18 protein-coding genes are annotated in these 18,125 nt (G+C 52.7%); all 18 read right to left on the reverse strand.

Translation table 11 applies throughout. The features are described 5' to 3' along the window. Positions 1-16: 16 nt before the first annotated feature. Entirely contained in the window at positions 17-331 is a 315-nt protein-coding gene (locus JMF85_RS17440) for a DMT family transporter (RefSeq protein WP_127606002.1), read from the reverse strand. A 2-nt stretch (positions 332-333) separates the two neighbouring features. Beyond that, a complete protein-coding gene (locus JMF85_RS17445) occupies positions 334-699 on the reverse strand; it encodes a DMT family transporter (protein WP_127606000.1) in 366 nt (121 codons plus the stop codon). 1 nt (position 700) lies between these two features. Continuing rightward, positions 701-1,246 (reverse strand): TetR/AcrR family transcriptional regulator, encoded by a 546-nt coding sequence (locus JMF85_RS17450; RefSeq protein WP_127605998.1) that lies wholly within the window; start codon positions 1,244-1,246, stop codon positions 701-703. Positions 1,247-1,448: 202 nt separating this feature from the next. Continuing rightward, positions 1,449-2,636, reverse strand: a complete 1,188-nt coding sequence (locus tag JMF85_RS17455) for an acetyl-CoA C-acetyltransferase (RefSeq protein ID WP_201318622.1) — start codon at positions 2,634-2,636, stop codon at positions 1,449-1,451. A gap of 69 nt (positions 2,637-2,705) precedes the next feature. Continuing rightward, positions 2,706-4,751: a (Fe-S)-binding protein gene (locus tag JMF85_RS17460; protein ID WP_141334678.1), complete on the reverse strand. Its 2,046-nt coding sequence runs from the start codon at positions 4,749-4,751 to the stop codon at positions 2,706-2,708. A gap of 73 nt (positions 4,752-4,824) precedes the next feature. Further along, positions 4,825-5,799: an electron transfer flavoprotein subunit alpha/FixB family protein gene (locus JMF85_RS17465; RefSeq protein ID WP_054795506.1), complete on the reverse strand. Its 975-nt coding sequence runs from the start codon at positions 5,797-5,799 to the stop codon at positions 4,825-4,827. A gap of 13 nt (positions 5,800-5,812) precedes the next feature. Then, positions 5,813-6,580: an electron transfer flavoprotein subunit beta/FixA family protein gene (locus tag JMF85_RS17470; RefSeq protein WP_201318623.1), complete on the reverse strand. Its 768-nt coding sequence runs from the start codon at positions 6,578-6,580 to the stop codon at positions 5,813-5,815. 40 nt (positions 6,581-6,620) lie between these two features. After that, the gene (locus tag JMF85_RS17475) at positions 6,621-7,793 is read right to left on the reverse strand and encodes an acyl-CoA dehydrogenase family protein (protein WP_127605990.1); all 1,173 of its coding nucleotides are present in this window, start codon (positions 7,791-7,793) and stop codon (positions 6,621-6,623) included. Between the two features lie 17 nt (positions 7,794-7,810). Next, on the reverse strand, positions 7,811-9,340 hold the full coding sequence (menE, locus tag JMF85_RS17480) for an o-succinylbenzoate--CoA ligase (RefSeq protein WP_201318624.1): 1,530 nt from the start codon (positions 9,338-9,340) through the stop codon (positions 7,811-7,813). A 20-nt stretch (positions 9,341-9,360) separates the two neighbouring features. Then, positions 9,361-10,146, reverse strand: a complete 786-nt coding sequence (locus JMF85_RS17485) for an enoyl-CoA hydratase/isomerase family protein (protein WP_201318625.1) — start codon at positions 10,144-10,146, stop codon at positions 9,361-9,363. A 19-nt stretch (positions 10,147-10,165) separates the two neighbouring features. After that, entirely contained in the window at positions 10,166-11,842 is a 1,677-nt protein-coding gene (lpdA, locus tag JMF85_RS17490) for a dihydrolipoyl dehydrogenase (RefSeq protein WP_201318626.1), read from the reverse strand. 11 nt (positions 11,843-11,853) lie between these two features. After that, entirely contained in the window at positions 11,854-12,894 is a 1,041-nt protein-coding gene (locus tag JMF85_RS17495) for a 2-oxo acid dehydrogenase subunit E2 (RefSeq protein ID WP_196426823.1), read from the reverse strand. A 13-nt stretch (positions 12,895-12,907) separates the two neighbouring features. Beyond that, entirely contained in the window at positions 12,908-13,906 is a 999-nt protein-coding gene (locus JMF85_RS17500) for an alpha-ketoacid dehydrogenase subunit beta (RefSeq protein ID WP_141334688.1), read from the reverse strand. Between the two features lie 17 nt (positions 13,907-13,923). Beyond that, positions 13,924-14,886, reverse strand: coding sequence for a thiamine pyrophosphate-dependent dehydrogenase E1 component subunit alpha (locus tag JMF85_RS17505; protein ID WP_236595896.1), 963 nt, complete (start codon positions 14,884-14,886; stop codon positions 13,924-13,926). A gap of 21 nt (positions 14,887-14,907) precedes the next feature. Beyond that, positions 14,908-15,510, reverse strand: coding sequence for a TetR/AcrR family transcriptional regulator (locus JMF85_RS17510; RefSeq protein WP_127605983.1), 603 nt, complete (start codon positions 15,508-15,510; stop codon positions 14,908-14,910). Next, entirely contained in the window at positions 15,500-15,940 is a 441-nt protein-coding gene (locus JMF85_RS17515) for an acyl-CoA thioesterase (RefSeq protein WP_181410097.1), read from the reverse strand. Before JMF85_RS17515 ends, JMF85_RS17510 begins: the two co-directional genes overlap by 11 nt. A gap of 151 nt (positions 15,941-16,091) precedes the next feature. Then, positions 16,092-16,892, reverse strand: a complete 801-nt coding sequence (locus JMF85_RS17520) for an SDR family NAD(P)-dependent oxidoreductase (RefSeq protein ID WP_054798977.1) — start codon at positions 16,890-16,892, stop codon at positions 16,092-16,094. 34 nt (positions 16,893-16,926) lie between these two features. Beyond that, a complete protein-coding gene (locus tag JMF85_RS17525; protein ID WP_164751743.1) occupies positions 16,927-18,114 on the reverse strand; it encodes an iron-containing alcohol dehydrogenase in 1,188 nt (395 codons plus the stop codon). Positions 18,115-18,125 lie beyond the last annotated feature (11 nt).

Genomic DNA, 18,125 nt, shown 5'->3' on the forward strand with positions numbered 1-18,125 from the left:
TAGACACCTTTATTCCTCAAGAAGTCAATTTTAATCCAACAATGCCAATGACAATCATGGCGATATACATAGTTTTTCTCAGGCTGTAGCTTTCATTAAAAAAAATCATGCCCACAATCACTGCGCCTACAGACCCTATACCCGTCCATATGGCATAAGCGGTGCCGACCGGAATGGAAGCAAGAGATAATGAAAGTAAAAAGAGACTGCCTCCCAAGGTTGCTATACAGATAAGGGTGGTCTTGTTCAGCCTGAATCCATGCAGCCTCTTCATCAACACGACACTGACAACCTCTAACAAACCGGCGACGATCAAACAAATCCAATCCAATTTTATAATTCCTCCCGATAACGGGTCGTTGTTTGGTTTACAGGGGGTTCTTTGGCTTCCATGCTTTTTAAACCAAGGATGCCGAAAAACATGAACGAAATAAAGCCTATTCTCATCCAATCTGCGGGTTCATTCAAAAACAGCATCCCTGCGATCACAGTCCCCGCTCCGCCTACACCGGTAAAAACCGCATATGCGGTTCCCGCTGGAAGCATCCGGATCGATTTGACATAACATCCATAACTGATGAGGATACATATAATGGTTGCTATGCTTAGGAGCGGATTGGAGAATCCTTGCGACAATTTCAACCCAATGGCCCAGCCAACATCCATGACACCGCCAACTAGCACATAGAACCAAGGCATGCTAGGCGTCCTGCTTTTCGGTCATTTTCATGAGATAAGCGAGGACAGATGATCGCAATTCTTCATCCAGCGGCGCAAATCCGAACAGTTCACAGAAAAATAAACCGTCTCCGGCCAGCCTGGCCACCGTAGCCTGAACAGGATTTGAACACTCGGCAGCCATTCGATTCTGCCAGGTTATATAGCGTTGGCGCATCGGTTCCAGCAGCTCCGGGTTGTTTGCGGCGGCTGCCAAAACGCCCGAACTCATTTCCAGATCATCCTTGCTAATCTCAAATGTTTTAATCAAATAAGCTTGTGCCCACCCATTGTTCAGATTGGTATTACGCACAGCTTCCTCCGTTGTGTCCGAATCGAATCGGTCCAGAAAATCGCTTAAAATAGCCTGAATGAGTAGCTCTTTGGATGGAAAATGGTATAAGAGACCGCCTTTGCTTACGCCAGCTTCTTTGGCGACGGCATCCAATGTAAGCTGCAAAGCTCCTTTTTCCCTCACGAGGCGACAAGCTACTTTCAATATTGCGTCACGTTTTGAGTTTGATGTCATATGATAGCCCCCTGTTGATTACTATACCGTCCGGACGGTTTATTTGTCAATAAAAAAATACATATTCCCATCGTATTAGTTGGATATAGAAAAGTGCGTCTACGCTGGTCAAGTAACCCGAACTCTCCTTGTTGCCGACATTTCCCTGCTTAAAATTAAAAAATCCCCATTATACGGGGATCTTAATACGTGAGGGTTCGATTTATTCCCTTTCAACAATCGTTGCTATGCCCTGGCCTCCGCCTATGCACAGCGTAGCAAGACCATACCGGGAGGACCGGCGCTTCATTTCATAAAGCAGTGTAACCAGAATCCGGGCGCCGCTCGCGCCAATGGGATGTCCGATCGCGATCGCACCGCCGTTTACATTTAACTTGCTTCTGTTGAATTTGAGCTCCCGGTCAACGGCAAGAGCCTGCACGGCAAAAGCTTCATTCGCTTCGATCAGGTCTATATCTTCGAGGGAGAGGCCTGCTTTGTGCAGCGCTTTCCGCGTGGCCGGTACGGGACCGAGTCCCATGACACTAGGATCAACCCCTGCGGAAGCGTTGGCTTTTATAACCCCTAGTGGAGGTATTCCGAGCTTTTGCGCCTTTTCCCTGCTCATGATAAGCAGGCACGCAGCCCCGTCATTGATGCCTGAGGCGTTGCCCGCAGTCACGGTTCCATTCTTCATGAAGGACGGTTTTAATTGGCCGAGGTCCTCAGCCGTGACGCCTTTACGGGGAAATTCATCCGTTTCAAAGACAAGGGCGTCGCCTTTTCTTTGCGGAATCCGAACAGGAGCGATTTCATCCTTGAATTTCCCTTGGGCTGTCGCCGTTTCCGCTTTTTGCTGGCTCCAGGCTGCGAATTCATCCTGCGCTTCCCGGGAAATGGCGTACTTCTCGCACAGGTTCTCTGCCGTGATCCCCATGTGATAGTCATGAAACGCGCACCATAATCCGTCGCGAATGAGGCTGTCGACCACCTGCTGGTCCCCCATCCGGAAGCCGCTTCTGGCGTTCTCCAACAAATACGGCGCTCTGCTCATATTTTCCATTCCACCCGCCAAAACGGCTTCGGCTTCTCCAGCCCAAATGGCCTGTGCCGCTAAATGCACGGCTTTCAGACCCGAACCACATACCTTATTGATGGTCATCGCCGGAATGGATTCCGGCAGGCCGGCTTTGACCGCAGCCTGACGGGCGGGATTTTGTCCCAATCCGGCCTGGTATACGTTCCCCATTATAATTTCATCCACTTCATGGGCAGCGACTCCTGAACGGTCAAGCGCGCTTTGGATCACAACCGATCCAAGCTCCGTAGCCGGTACAGCGGCTAAGCTCCCGTTAAAACTGCCGATGGCCGTACGAACGGCGCTCACAATAACGGCGTCCCTTCTCGTCATCCCGGTCCCTCCTCTCCTTTACTCCATAAAAAGTCCGCCGTTTACAGGCAGCACTTGAACCGGAATTGTTCATGCAAGAGCACGCTCCACGATTTCCGAAATATCCAGTGTCGCGACCCGCTCTTCCGCTTCTTTCGCTTTGACGCCATCGCTCATCATCGTCAAGCAGTACGGACAGTTGCTTCCGATCGCTGTCGGGTTCACGCGCAGCGCCTGCTCGGTCCGCGCGAGGTTGACGCGTTTGCCCTGCGTTTCCTCCATCCACATCATGCCGCCGCCGGCCCCGCAGCACATCGAATCCTGCCGGTTCCGTTCCATCTCCAGCAGCTCCACACCCGAAATGGACTGAAGGATTTTACGCGGGATCTCATAAATTCCGTTGTACCGGCCGAGGTAACAGGAATCGTGGTAAGCAATGGCTTCATGGACCTGTTTGGTCGGTTTGATTCTCCCTTCTTCCATCCATGTCCAGATCAGCTCCGTATGGTGATAAACTTCCGCTTCCAGCCCAAATTCCGGATACTCATTCTTGAACGTGTTGTACGTATGCGGGCAGATCGTGACAATTTTCTTCACCCCATACTTTTCAAAATTGGCGATATTTTTCTCGCACAACTGCTGGAATAGAAATTCATTGCCCATCCGGCGGGCCGTATCCCCCGAATTGTGCTCCTCATTACCCAGAATGGCGAATGGAATTCCAGCCGCATTCATGATTTTGGCGAAAGACTGCGCCACCTTCTGGGTTCGCTGATCGTAAGAGCCCATGGAGCCGACAAAAAATAAATACTCAAATTCATCCACTTCCTTAACCGTCGGGACGACGATATCCTCCCGTCCTTCACGCCATAGGATCCGCTCTGTCCGGCTGATTCCCCACGGATTGCTCTGCCGCTCGACGTTCTGGAAATAACGGACCGCTTCGGACGGCATACGGCCTTCCGTTAATACGAGATGACGGCGCATATCGATAATCATTTCGACATGCTCATTGGCCACCGGGCACTGATCTTCGCAGTTCCGGCAGGTCGTACAGGCCCACAATTCCTCCTCGGTGATCACCTCTCCGACCAGATTTGCCGCTAGTGAATCCGTCGTCCCCGCCTTCTTGACCAGCGTATCCGCTCCGGGATCTTTGAAGACGAAACCAGGCATCCACGCTGTCCGGGAGGTGATGGCCGCTCCCTTTTCCGTTAAATGATCCCTCATCTTGGTGATGACGTCCATCGGCGACAACGTTTTTCCCGTACCCGAAGCCGGACACATCTGGGTGCAGCGCCCACACTCGACACAGGCATACAGATCCATCAACTGGTTTTGGCGGAACTCTTCGATTTTGCCAACCCCGTATGTTTCCTGCGTTTCATCCTCGAAATTTATAGAAGTCAGCTTTCCTGCCGGTTTCGTATCCCGCAGATAGACGTTCACGGGTGCAAAAATGATATGCGCGTGCTTGGACTGCGGGACATAGACGGCAAACGACAGCAGGGTGAGCAGATGAATCCACCAGAACACATAGAACCCTACGCCCGCCGCAGCCGGACCGATGCCGGCGAACCAACCCGCGATGATCGAAGAAATCGGAGCATAGGGGCTTCCCGTATTCCCGAGCCAAAGATGCTCAAAAGCCAGGCTCATCAAGATCGAGAACATCAAAACCGAGAGGAACATGATGACGAGGCCCGCTTTGAATCCCCTTTTCAACCGCGCCAGTCTTTCTATATAACGGCGGTAAAAGGCATAAAGCGCAGCAAGAAGGACGAGTAACGTAGTGACTTCCTGGAGAACGCTGAAATAGGGATGAAATTCCCCGATCGGATATTCAAAGCCTTTGATAAATCCTTTGATCATGAGCTCGATAGCCCCGAACTGAAGGATGATAAAGCCGTAAAACAGGATAAAGTGCATGACGCCGCTTTTGGCGTCCTTGAAAAGTTTTCGCTGCCCGAATACATGAACGAGAAACTCGTTGATCCGGACCGCGGTATCTTTTCGCAAGTTCGATTTTTTGCCTAGTTGAATGAACATGATGCGGCTGTAGATGACATGAGCGGCAAGGTACAGCGCATATCCGGTTACAGCGAGAAAGGCTATGAAATTTAAAAGTGACAGCATGATCATTCCCCCATCCTCTGCGGGTACCTTACTTGTCGCTGTTTGTTTTTACATCCGGGTCTTCCGTCAGCGGTCAACCCGCCGCATCGTGCAAGGTTTGCTTAAAGGCCTCCGTCAGCATAGGGACAACTTCAAACAGGTCGCCCACGATGCCGTAATCCGCAATCTTGAATATCGGAGCCTCGCGGTCTTTATTGATGGCGACAATCACCTTCGAATTGGACATGCCGGCCAGGTGCTGAATAGCACCGGAAATGCCGCAGGCAATGTATAAGTCCGGGGTTACCACTTTACCCGTCTGGCCGATTTGCAGCGCATAGTTGCAGAATCCCGAATCACATGCCGCCCGGGAGGCGCCCACAGCGGCTCCCAGCACAGCTGCGAGCTCACGGAGCGGTTCGAAGCCTTCCGCGCTCTTCACTCCCCGGCCTCCGGCTACAATGATTTTGGCTTCGCTCAAATCCACGCCGCTCGACGTTCTGCGAACGATGTCTTTGACCAGCACTTTCAGATCTTTGACGTCCGGACGGAAAACAGCCGCAGCGGTTTGGGCAGGAGCTTCGGAGACGTCAATGTTATTCGGGCGCAGCGTGGCATAGATCGTGCCGCTGCGGAATGACTTGATTTGGAACGCTTTACCGGAATAGACCGCCCTTGTAAAGAAAACGTCTTCTCCCGTCACTTCCATTCCAATGCAATCCGAGATCAATCCGACACCCATACGCGCAGCGAGTCTGGGAGCGATATCTCTGCCTGCCGACGTATGACCCATCAGTATGGCATCGGGACGTATCTCCTGAATGAGTTGAAAGAGTGCCTCGGTGCAGTATTCATTGGTTGGATGGGCCCCTTCACCGGAAATCGCGTAAAGCTGTTCCGCGCCGTACTTGCTTATTTCTTCAGCATACGATTCAGCGTCTGATCCAAAGAGTGCGGCTATCAACGGTCCGCCGTCTGCCAGTCTTCTGCCGGCCGTCAAAGCTTCGAACGTTACATGTCGCAAATGCCCGTCTTTTGTTTCCCCGACTACCAGCACTTTTCTACTCATCATCAATCTCTCCCTATACGACCTTTTCTTTGCTGCGCAGCGAATGTACCAGTTCCTTCACCTGATCCTTCAACTCTCCCTGGAGCATGCGACCGGCCTGCTTCGGGGAAGGCAAATATTGATCGACAACCTGGGTATAGATCTGCAATTCTTCCGACTTCATGTTCAGATCGGCGACGGTCAGCTGCTGAAGCGGCTTCTTCTTCGCCTTCATGATGCCGGGCAGAGACGGATAACGGGGTTCATTTAATCCCTGCTGGGCGGTCGCCAGCAAAGGAAGGTCGACCTCCACTGCCTCTACGTCACCCTCTACATCACGCTCAATGGCGGCTCGGTTGCCGTCGATGGTTAGTTTCGTAATCGTCGACACGTGGGGAATCCCGAGCCGTTCGGCGACACGTACGGCAACCTGGCCGGCTCCCGAATCAATGGCCATATTTCCGGCAAGAATCAAATCGTAGGATTTCCCGTAGATGGCTTTGGCGATGATGCTGGCAATCGCCGCTTCATCATGCTGGCTTTCCTCGGATATCACGTGTATCGCTTGGTCTGCCCCCATAGCCAGCGCAGTCCTGAGCGCGCTTTCGGCTCTGGACGGTCCCACGGTAAGCACGGTCACTTCACCGCCTAATTCGTCCTTCCAGCGGATCGCTTCCTCCACCGCATATTCGTCATAAGGATTGATCACAAATTCCGCGTCATCCTCTTTGATCTTCTTGTTCTCGATGAAAATTTTTTCTTCCGTGCCTAAGCTCTGTTTCAGCAAAACCAAGATGTCCATCCTTCACTCCTCCTCCGCAATCAATCAAGGCAAACGAAAGTTAATAAGACCGCGGCAGACCGAGATCATGCTGCGAGATATAATTCAATATCATTTCTTCAGATACGGGGGCGATTTTGAAAAGTCTGACGTCGCGCCACAACCGTTCAATGTGGTATTCTTTCGCATAGCCATACCCGCCCATTACCTGCATGGCCCGGTCGCAAGCATGGAAGGCTGCTTCGGCGGCGATTAATTTGGCCATGTTCGCTTCGGTGCCGTTCGGTTTCTTCTGATCATAGAGCCATGCGGCTTTATAATTCATCAGCTGCGCCAGCTCCAGTTCGGCCCGAATTTTCGCAAGCGGGAATTGGATGCCTTGATAAGCGCCGATCGGGGTGTTGTTAAACACCACCCGTTCTTTCGCGTAATTCACCGCGAGCTGCAGAGCGAGCTGCCCCGTCCCAATGAGCCCGGCTGTCGTCACAATCCGTTCTGCGTTAAGCGTATCCACAAGGTATGACCAGCCTTTGCCTTCTTCTCCGATCAGGTTGTCTTTATGCACTCTCAAATTTTCGATAAATACCGTATCGGACCGCACACAGCGGGTCCCCACTTTCTCAATAGGCTGAAGTGTAATGGCGGGGTCCTTGGTATCCACCAGGAAGAGGCTGATTCCTTCGGTTTTTTTCTGCACTTCGCTGCGCTTTGTCGTTCGGGCGACGATCAGCATTTTATCGGCCACATCGGCACCGGATATCCAAATTTTTTGACCGTTGATCACGTAATGATCTTCTTCTTTCCTGGCAATCGTCGTGATCTCAAGCGAGTTGCTGCCTGCGTTCGGCTCCGTCAGCGCCATGCAGAAATTAAGCTGTCCGGCGGACATCTTCGTCAGATACTGTTCCTTTTGCGCTTCGCTGCCGTGAAGATCGATCGTCACTCCGCCGAAAACGGGAGTGAGCATAAACAGCTGTGCTACCGTGGACCCGGCCCCCCCTTTAGCCAGCTCCTCGATCACCATGGTCATTTCCATCATCCCAAGTCCGACGCCGCCGAATTTCTCCGGAACGGCCACACCGATATAACCGTTTTTGCCGAGCTCGCTCCATAATTCAGAGACGAATTCGTGCTTGTCGTCCTTTTCCCGCCAATAGTCCAGCCCGAAATCTTCAGCTATTTGTCGAACGCCGTCCCGCATCATTTTTTGTTCGTCGGTTATTTCAAAATTCATTCAGATTCATCCTCCTTCTATTCCCTCAATAGTCTTTTCAGCACTTTACCGGACGGATTCCGCGGAAGTTTATCTATGAATTCCACTTCTTTCGGCACTTTGAATTTAGCCAGTCTGGACATACAATGCTCTTGAATTTCTTCTGCGGTCAGGGTTGCCCCCGGCTTCACGACGACGAACGCCTTCGGCACTTCTCCCCACCTGTCGTTCGGTACCCCGATTACAGAAGCTTCAAGTACTGTCGGAAGTTCATAAAGAACGCGTTCCACCTCCAGCGATGCGATATTTTCTCCGCCGCTGATGATCATATCTTTCTTGCGGTCTACGATAAACAGGAAGCCGTCCGCGTCCAGTCTGCCCATGTCTCCTGTGAAAAACCAGCCGTCTTTAAACGTTTTCCCGGTAGCCTCCGGGTTTTTCCAATATCCTTTTGAGATTTTCGGTCCCCGCAATACGATTTCACCCACCTCGCCCGGCGAAACTTCATGTCCCTGCTCATCTACGATTTTCAGATCGAGATGCAGGCAGGGCCGCCCGACCGAGCCGAGCTTCTCAATCGTCATGCTGCTCGGCATGAAGGTGTCCCCCGACACCGTTTCGGTTAATCCGTACGCGTCGCAAAACCAGGCGTTTTTAAACAACTGCTGGATTTTTTGGATGAGCGGCTCCGGCATTCGTTCCCCGCCCGCGATAATGTAACGGATCGAATCCAGCTGATATTGATCCGTCGTCGGTTCCTGCAGAATCATGTTGACCATGGCGGGAGCCAGCCAGATGTTCGTCGGCTTCTCTCTCTGGATCGTCTCCAGCACTTCGAGCGTGTTGAACTTGTTGACAATGACGATGCTTCCACCGCGATAGAGGGTGCCGGTTGCCGTCAAGTCGAGCGCTCCGACATGATACAATGGCCCGGAGATTAACGTTTTGTCGTCCGGCGTAATATTGAATTCCCAAATATGGCCGATATTTTTCCAGTACAGATTTCCATAGGTAATCATGACGCCTTTGGGCCGGGAAGTCGTGCCGGACGTATACATCAAGCGGTGCAGGTCGTCCAGTTCGACGTGCGCGTCCTGAACGTCGGCGCCCCGGTTCGTTTCTATCAATTGTTCGTATCGGGTCCAACCGGACGGTTCGTTGGCGGACAGCGTAATATAATGCTGAAGCTGCTGCACATTCCCCCGAATGGAATCCAGCGTTTCATGGAAGGAGTCCTCCGAGAAAATAGCTTTGGCATCGGCATTGTCTGCAATGTATGCGATTTCATCGGCGGCTAAGCGGAAGTTTAGCGGCAGAAAGATCGCTCCGATCCGGTTGGCGGCAAAAATAATTTCAAAATATTCGGTGTGGTTAAATAAGAGAATCGCAACCACATCGCCCTTCTTTACTCCGAGATCAAGCAGCCCTTGCGCTAAGGCGCTAACTCTCTCCTGAAGCTCGCGGTACGTCATTCTTTGCTGCTTGAAGGTGATGACTTCTTTGTTCGGGTTGTTTAAAGCGCCTCGGGTCACAAGGGATGAAAAATTGTTATTTCCCATATGTTTCATAAATCAACCCTGCCTTTTGCTTATTTGCCTTTATAATGGGGCTTGCGTTTTTCAAGAAAAGAAGTTAGACCCTCTACTCTGTCCTCGGTGCTGAAGTTGACAAGCCATGCTTCCGCTTCCAGAACCAGTGCCTGGTCCAGAGAAATTTCGCTTCCTTGATTAATCGCTTTTTTAGCCTGCATGACGGCAATCGGACTATTGGCTATTATTTTATCGGCCAGCGTCCGGCAGTAGGGCAACAATTCTTCATGCTTCACGACTTTGTTCACCAATCCGAGCTCCTTGGCTTCTTCGGCGGAAAGACGTTCTCCGGTAAACACCAGTTCTTTGGTGATTCCTTTACCGACGAGCCTTACCAGTCGCTGGGTGCCGCCCCATCCGGGATAAAGGCCGATGCATACTTCCGGCAGCCCTAATTTGGCTTTCTCCGAGGCAATTCGAATGTCGCAGGCCAAAGCGAGTTCCATTCCTCCCCCGAGCGTATAGCCGTTAAGCGCCGCGATGACGACTTTTCGCGAGTCTTCTATTTTCTTCAATACTTCCTGTCCGCGGTACACAAATTTCTCGCCTTCCAGAACACTCATCTGCCGCATCGCAGCAATATCTCCGCCGGCAACAAACGCTTTATCCCCGCCACCGGTAATCATGACCACCCTTGCCTGATCGTCCCGCTCCAGCATCGTGAACGCTTGATCCAGCTCATCCAGAACCGCGTCGTTGATGGCGTTCAATGTTTCCGGGCGGTCCAGGACGATCGTGGCGAGCCCGGAGTTGTTTTCCAACCTGATATATTGAAAAGACTGCATACAAATCTCTCCTTCACGGTTAAGAATGGATGCCGCGTCCCATGCTCGCGAGAATCGCCTCGACCAGCACTTCCGACAGCGTAGGATGCGGGTGAATGGCTAATGCAAATTCCTCTGCGGTTGCCTCCAAATGGACGGCCATCATCGCCTCTCCGATAAGTTCGGATGCGTTCGGGCCGATGATATGGATACCGAGAATTTCGCCGTACCTGGTATCACGCAGTACTTTCACAAATCCAGCGGTTTCCCCGTAAGTCATGGCCCTTCCGTTTGCTTCAAAAGCGTATTTGCCGATCTGATAATCCCGTCCCTGCTCTTTGGCCTGCCGCTCGTTCAAGCCTACGGATGCGATCTCGGGAGACGTGTAAATACAGCGGGTAACCGTGCGGTAGTCCATTCTGGAAGGCCGCCCCATGGCGGCTTCGGCTGCGACGACTCCTTGAGCGGAGGCAACATGGGCCAGGAACTCGATTCCCGTGACGTCCCCAACGGCGTAGATGGATGGGATGCTGGTTCTCATCTGATCATCCACGGCGATTTTTCCGCCTTCCAGCCGGACGCCGAGCTCCCGCATCTGTTCCAGATCCGGCCTTCTTCCTGTCGCCGCAAGAATGGCATCGACCTCAATGGCCTGTGTGCCTTGGGCGGTTTCTACATGTACGACCTTACGGCCGCCATGGATATCGATGCGGGTAACGGTTGCGGAAGTAAGAATTCGCACCTGTTCCTGATGGAGGGATTCCGCGAGAACGCGGGATAGATCCCGGTCCGTCCCGGGCAGGATTTGATCGGCGCTTTCGATCAGGGTGACTTCTGTGCCCAAAGGGGCATAAATACCGGCAAATTCGCATCCGATCGCTCCGGCGCCTATAATGGCCACGCTTCTCGGCCGTTCTTTGCCGGCAAGCGCTTCGGTGCTGGTCATCGGGCCTGCCTGCTTCAGCCCCGGAATCTCCGGCATGTGCGGCTGGGAACCGCTCGCCACGATGATATGGTTCGCTTCGATCCTATGGCTCTCTCGGTCTTCCGTCCGCACTTCAATGGTATGCGGATCGACGACCCTGCCAAGCCCCTTGAGCAGCTCGATTTTATTCTTGTGCAGCAGTCCCGCGACGCCGTTCTGCAGCTTTCGGACGACCTGATCCTTGTAATCGATCAAACGGGAGTAATCGACCCGGGGTTTTTCGAAGAAAACGCCGTATTCCGCTGCGGTTTTCGGCATTTTGACGAATTCCGAAGCCCGCAGCAGCGTCTTCGTCGGAATGCAGCCCGTGTTCAGGCAGGTGCCTCCCAAATCGCGTTGCTCGATCAGGGCGACCTTGCCGCCAAGCTGAGCAGCGCGTATAGCGGCGACGTACCCGCCGGGCCCCGCTCCAATCACCGCTACATCGTACTTCTTTCCTTCTCCGGCTGCGCCGGATGCCGCTTGTGAAGCTGAAGACCGTTCCGCCTCCGCAGCTTCCGTCTCCATAATGGCAAGACACTCCCCGGTCGCAACGGTTTCCCCTTCCTGGTGTAGAATAGAGACCATGATTCCGTCGTAAGGGGCGGTGACTTCGACCGTAATTTTGTCCGTCGCAAGCTCCAGAACGACTTGGTCCTTCTCAACCGGATCCCCTTCGGAGACCAGCCACAGTCCAACGGTCGCTTCCGTCATGGTGAGTCCCGCTTTTGGAACGATAATCTCCTTTTTCATCTTCACTGCTCCTACAAAGAGTCCTGAAGAGATTCCGGATTCTCCAGCAACTCTTTTATATTTTTTAAGAACAAAGCCGCAGGTGCGCCATCCATCACCCGATGGTCAAAGGACAGCGACAGGACCATGGTTTTCCCGATGTGAATTTGCCCGTTATGTACGATCAAATCCTCGATCATTCTTCCCACCCCGAGGATAGCGCTTTCAGGAAGATTGATAATCGGGGTGAACGCATCCACTTCATACATGCCCAAGTTGCTGATCGTGAACCGGCCGCCCTGCACTTCATCCCGCCGAAGCTTGCCTTCTTTGGATCGTTTGACCTTATCCTGCAGGTCCTTGGAAATGTCCTGCAGGCGCCTTCGATCGGCATCACGAATGACCGGGACGATTAAGCCTTCCTCTAAAGCGACGGCCACGCCGATATCGCATTGTCGATGCCTGACGATCCCGTCCTGTTCCATGGAGACATTGACACGCGGATGCGCACGTAAACTCTCTGCTGCGATTTTCACCAGAAGATCCGTATAGCTCACCTTCATGCCGTCCTGCATCCATTTGCTTCGAAGCTCTGCAAGCCGGGTCACTTCCGCTTTCACCGTAAGCGTGACGTGGGGAGCCGTCTGCTTGCTGTAGGCCATCCGTTCCGCGATGATTTTACGCATTCCCGTCATCGGAACTGCTTCCATGGGGGGAACGCGCTCTGCAGAAAAACCGGCCGAAGCTGATTCCTCTTTCCGCGGCCGTACATCGGAGCTCCTGATCTTGCCGCTCACACCGGATCCCGCTACCGTGGACAGGTCGATGTTTTCCAACTGAGCGATCGCTCTGGCGAGCGGAGTGGCTTGAATCTTCTTGTCCGGCCGAATGCTTGGATCTCTTTCGGCAGGCCCACTAGACATGTTTGCACGCTGCGAACGGTAAACCTGCACATCCTGTTCAATGATTCGGCCGGAAGGCCCGCTTCCTGCCACTTCGGGCAACGGGATGTTCTGCTGTGCTGCAAGAGCTCTCGCACGTGGAGAAGCGAATATCCGCCTGACGCTTGTCATTCCGTCCCCCTCCCTACTTCGCAGCTGCGAACTGTCTGCCCACACAGATTCGCTGAACCGCTTCGATAATATTATTCTCATTCGGCATATAGTAATGCTCGAGCGGTTTGCTGTACGGTACAGGCGAGAACGGAGCGGCGACCCTTTGAATGGGAGCATCCAGGTAGTCGAACGCCTCCTCCTGCACCATCGCGGCCAGCTCGGCTCCGATCCCGCCGATTTTCACCGCTTCGTGAACGATAACGAGCCTTCCCGTTTTCTTCACCGATTCGAGAATCGTTTCCTTATCGAGCGGAGTAACCGTCCGCGGATCAATCAGCTCCACGCTGATTCCCGACTCCTCCAGCACCTGTGCCGCCTGCAGCGCTTTGTTGACCATCTGGCCAAGCGCAATGACGGTCACATCGCGGCCTTCCTTAACTACCTTTGCCTGACCGAGCGGAACGGTGTATTCTTCATCGGGGATCTCTCCCTTCGAGCTGTACAGCATCTTGTGCTCAATGAAAATAACGGGATCATCGTCGCGTATCGCTGCTTTGAGCAGGCCCTTCGCATCGTAAGGGTTCGAGGGCATCACTACTTTCAGTCCTGGAATATGCATAAGCAGCGCTTCCAGGCTTTGCGAATGCTGCGGCCCCGCGTTTGATCCCGCCCCGGCCTGGGTACGAATGACGAGCGGCATTTTCATTTGTCCGCCGGACATAAACCGCATTTTCGCCGTTTGGTTGATAATCATGTCAAAGCAGACACCGATGAAGTCCATAAACATGATTTCGACGACCGGCCGGAGCCCGCTGGCGGCGGAACCGATGGCCATGCCGATAATCGCACCTTCACTGATGGGCGTGTCGACAACCCGGGCTTCGCCGAATTCCTCCATCAAGCCGCGCGTCACGCCGAACGATCCGCCTGACGCCGCAATATCCTCTCCGGCCAAAATGATGCTTTCGTCCCTGTGCATTTCCTCTTTCAACGCCAAGTTAATGGCCTGGTTGTATCGCAGTACCGCCAAAACTTCCACCTCCCAAGTTAAGAAGCATAAACGTCCTGCAGCGTTTCTTCGCCTTCGGGCAGCGGGCTTTCCATCGAAAACCGCTCCGCTTCATCGATTTCGCGCTCGACCTGATCCTTGATCGCGGCAAGCTCCGTTATATCAACGTCATACTGCTCACGCAGCACTTGCTCCACATGGAGGATCGGATCCTTCTTCCTCCACGCCTCAGCCTCGCCGGACGGACGATATTTTTGCGGATCGCCTTCATAGTGGCCGCTCCAACGATTGGTGAAGCATTCCACGATGACAGGTCCTCCTCCCTTACGCACCTTGGCCACAATGGCCGACAGCTCTTCAAATACTTCCACCACATTATTTCCATTCATAGCATGGCCTTCGATCCCGTACGCTTTGCTTCGCTCCGCCACGGTTTTCACCGGCAAATGTTTTTCCCGAGGAGTGAATTCCGCATATTGATTGCTCTCGCATACAAAGATGGCGGGCAGCTTCAGAACGGCAGCCAAATTCAACGATTCGTGAAAATAGCCCGTTCCCGTCGCACCTTCTCCAAAGAAGGCTACGGCAACCTGGCCGGTGCCCTTGGTTTTGGCGGAAAAAGCCGCCCCCACCGCAATCGGCATGCCCGCACCGACGATTCCGTTAGCGCCAAGGATCCCCAAGTTGACGTCGACGACGTGCATGGAACCGCCTTTTCCTTTGCAGTAACCGGTCCGTTTGCCGAATAATTCGGCCATCATCCGTTTGACGTCGGCGCCTTTGGCGATGCAGTGTCCGTGTCCGCGGTGGGTGCTCGTGATGTAATCGTCCTTGTGAAGATTGGCGCAAACACCGGCCGCCACCGCTTCCTGGCCGACATAGAGATGGAGGAATCCGGGAATGTGCCCGCCGGCAAACAGCCCGGAGACTCTCTCTTCGAAATTTCGTATCTTCATCATCGTTTCATAAAGTTCGAGCAGCCGCTCTTTGCTTATCTTCACGTTACCGTCCCCTTTTCGGTTTTACTGAAATAAGCCTTTGGTGATGAGAGTAATAAAGATATCCGACAGCTCCTCGATCGACTTTCCTTTGCCCGGCTTATACCAGGTATGCATAAAGTTGCAGGCTCCCAGAACATACAGCACGACGATGTGGCTGTCCTCGACTTTAAAGACGCCTTTGTTCTTGCCTTCTTCCAAGACGCGCACGAAGATGTCTTCGTATTCATCCCGCTTCTCCTGTACGGCCTGCTTTTTGTCGTCGCTTAAATACTTCATACAGTTAAAGAACAGGGTAATGTCGTCCTTGAATTGGTCAATGATCTGCAGGTGCATCTTCAGCAGTTCGATCAGCTTATGCTCAGGCTCAAGTGATTCGGCCTCTACCAGACGCAAACGTCTTAATCCTTCGACAATAAAGCGGTCGTGTAGCAAAAACAGTACGTCGTCCTTGCTCTTTATGTAGTAATATAATCCGCCTTTGGTTAGACCGGCTGTGTCGGCAATATCCTGCATGGAGGTTTCATGATACCCTTTCTTAACAAACAGAGACAACGCGATGTCCAAAATTTCCGTTTTTGTATCGCTTCCCTGCCTGCGGTTCACTGAAGATCCGTCAAACGTCACTTGATTTCACACCTTTACTGTTATTAATTTCTACTCGAACATAGTTTTCCAGCTTGAAACGCAGCTCATCGGTTAGCCGGGTCGTTTTCTCCGCAATTAGATCATAACTCACCAGGACCGCTTCGCCTACTGCCAGCAACTCGTTCGAGTCTTTATCATGGATTTCATGTCCCAATTTGAAGCTGGATCTGCCGATATCCATGACATAGGTGTGGATCTTCAAGCTCTGATTGATGTAGACCTGCTTCTTGTAGTCACAATGCAGCGAAGCAACAAGAAACGGGAACTTCTCGGATGGAAGTACCATGCCGCTGTCCAGCAAAAAATCGACGCGCGCCTGCTCAAAATAAATAAAATAGCTGACATTGTTAATATGGCCAAGTGCATCCGATTCACAATACCGGGTGCGTATTTCTGTAAGATGGACCAACGCCTTCACCTTCCCCCCAATGAAACATACCGATCGGTCGGTATTTATTAACCTTATGATAATTATACCGACCGGATGGTATTTTGGCAATACCTGGTTCATTTCTTTGCTGCTTGGAAGGGAGACGCTGAACGTTCAGCGGCAGGACGGATTACTCATCACGATAAATGCCGAGTTCCTTGGCGATCAGCCGGATTTCGCCGCCTGCCGTCATTCCCCCGTCGAGCGTTATTTCCCCTCCGGTCATGTAGGAGGATTCGTCGGAAGCGAGAAAAATAACGGCCTGGGCGACTTCCTCCGGCTCACCCGCCCGTTCGAGGGCGTTCACTTTGTTAAAAGCCTCTACCATTTGCTTGGCCGGTAACGTAAGCGGCGTCCAGATGAAGCCGGGATTAACCGAATTCACCCTGATTCCCCAACCGCCAAATTCCTGCGCAGCGGCCTTGGTCATTCCTCTCACCGCCCATTTACTCGCTGTATAGGGAGCTGCAAAATAACCGGTCACTCCGGCGATCGACGACATATTAATAATCGACCCGCGGCCTGACTTTCGGAGCAGCGGCGCACTATATTTCATCCCAAGAAATACGCCGGTCTGGTTAACGGCAATCACCCGGTTCCAATCGGCCAGAGAGCAGTCGACAAACCGTTCCCTCTTGGTAATTCCCGCGTTGTTGACTAAAATATCCAGTTTCCCAAACCGCTTCTCGATCGAGATTGCCGCCTGGGTCCAATCTTCTTCAAGGGTGACATTCAGTTCAAGCGGAATAACAGTCGTCGCTCCGCCCAGTTCTTCCACCGCCTTCACCGTCTCCTGCAAAGCCGACTGGCTAACATCGGACACGATAACGGCCTGCGCTCCTTCTTTGGCGAACATAACGGCTTCCAGCGCTCCAAGACCTCTCGAAGCACCGGTGATAAGCGCTACTTTCCCTGCCAGTCTTCCCCGCATTCATCTCTCACCTCTTATCATGAATTACACTTCCCTACCATGCGGCTTCGAGAAGAGCTACAATCTCGCCGGTTCCTTGTACAGGTCTGGGACTGCTTGCCACGACCAGATCTCTCATGGCGTCCTCCGCAATCGGTTGAAATTGCTCTTTGCGCACCTGGACATCGCGAAGCCTAAGCGGCAGCTGCAAATCAGCCACCAGTTTGACCACCAGCTGCGAAGCCATTGCGGCGGCTTCCTCCACACTCCTGCCGCTTACTTCGCCACCCATGGCGGCACTGATCAGGGCTTGCTGCTCCAAGGTAAAGGGCAGCGAAAAGCGCATGACATGCGGAAGCATAATGCAGGAAGTGACGCCGTGGGCAACGTTGGCATGGGCTCCTATTTGGTGTCCGATGCCGTGGCTGAGTCCCATCATCACGTTGCTCACGCCAAAGAACGACATCCAGGCAGCCATTTGACATTGCAGCTTCGCTTGCAAATCCGCTGGATCTTTTTTACATTTCGGAAGATATTCGCTCAGCAGCCGGATCGATTGGAGCGCGAGTGCCGTAGTGATGGGGTGAGTTTGCTTGGAATAAACGGTTTCAATGGCATGATCCAGCGCTCTCATCCCGGTGGCCGACCACAGCCAGTCCGGCGTGTCCGTGCAGAGCTCCGGATCCATATATACGACTTTCGGCGTCAATTGGTCATCGATGTACAGTTCCTTTACCTTCCTGTGCTCATCTGTAATGCCGATAATGTTGGAAAACTCGGCTGCGGACAAAGTCGTTGGAACGGCGATGTGCGGTATTAATTTTTGCTTGACTTGAGGAATTTCGATTTTATCGGGATACTCGAATTTGACCGAATACGATTGTAATTGCTGCGGCTCATCGAGGCCCTCTCCCAATACTAAAGCGATGGCCTTTGCAGAGTCGATGACCGTGCCGCCACCTAAACTGATTAACAGGTCGATACCCCGGTCCCTCAGCCTGGAAGCGATTTCGAAAATCGACTGGCTTGGCGCGTGCTGTACGGTACCCGAGAGGACAACCTCCAAACGGCTTCCCAACAGCTGTTCCAAGCGTTTGATAACCGGAGAAGCGAACAGGCTGTTACTGGTAAGCAATGCAGCTTTCCTGGCGCCTAAACGATCGATTTCCGCAGGCAAATTTTCAATGACGCCAGCACCATGGAACACTTTCTCAACCGGAATAAACCGGTAGCAGCTTGACATGAACATCACTC

The organism is Paenibacillus sp. EPM92, from assembly GCF_016586185.1.
GTDB classification, from domain to species: Bacteria; Bacillota; Bacilli; order Paenibacillales; family NBRC-103111; genus Paenibacillus_G; species Paenibacillus_G validus.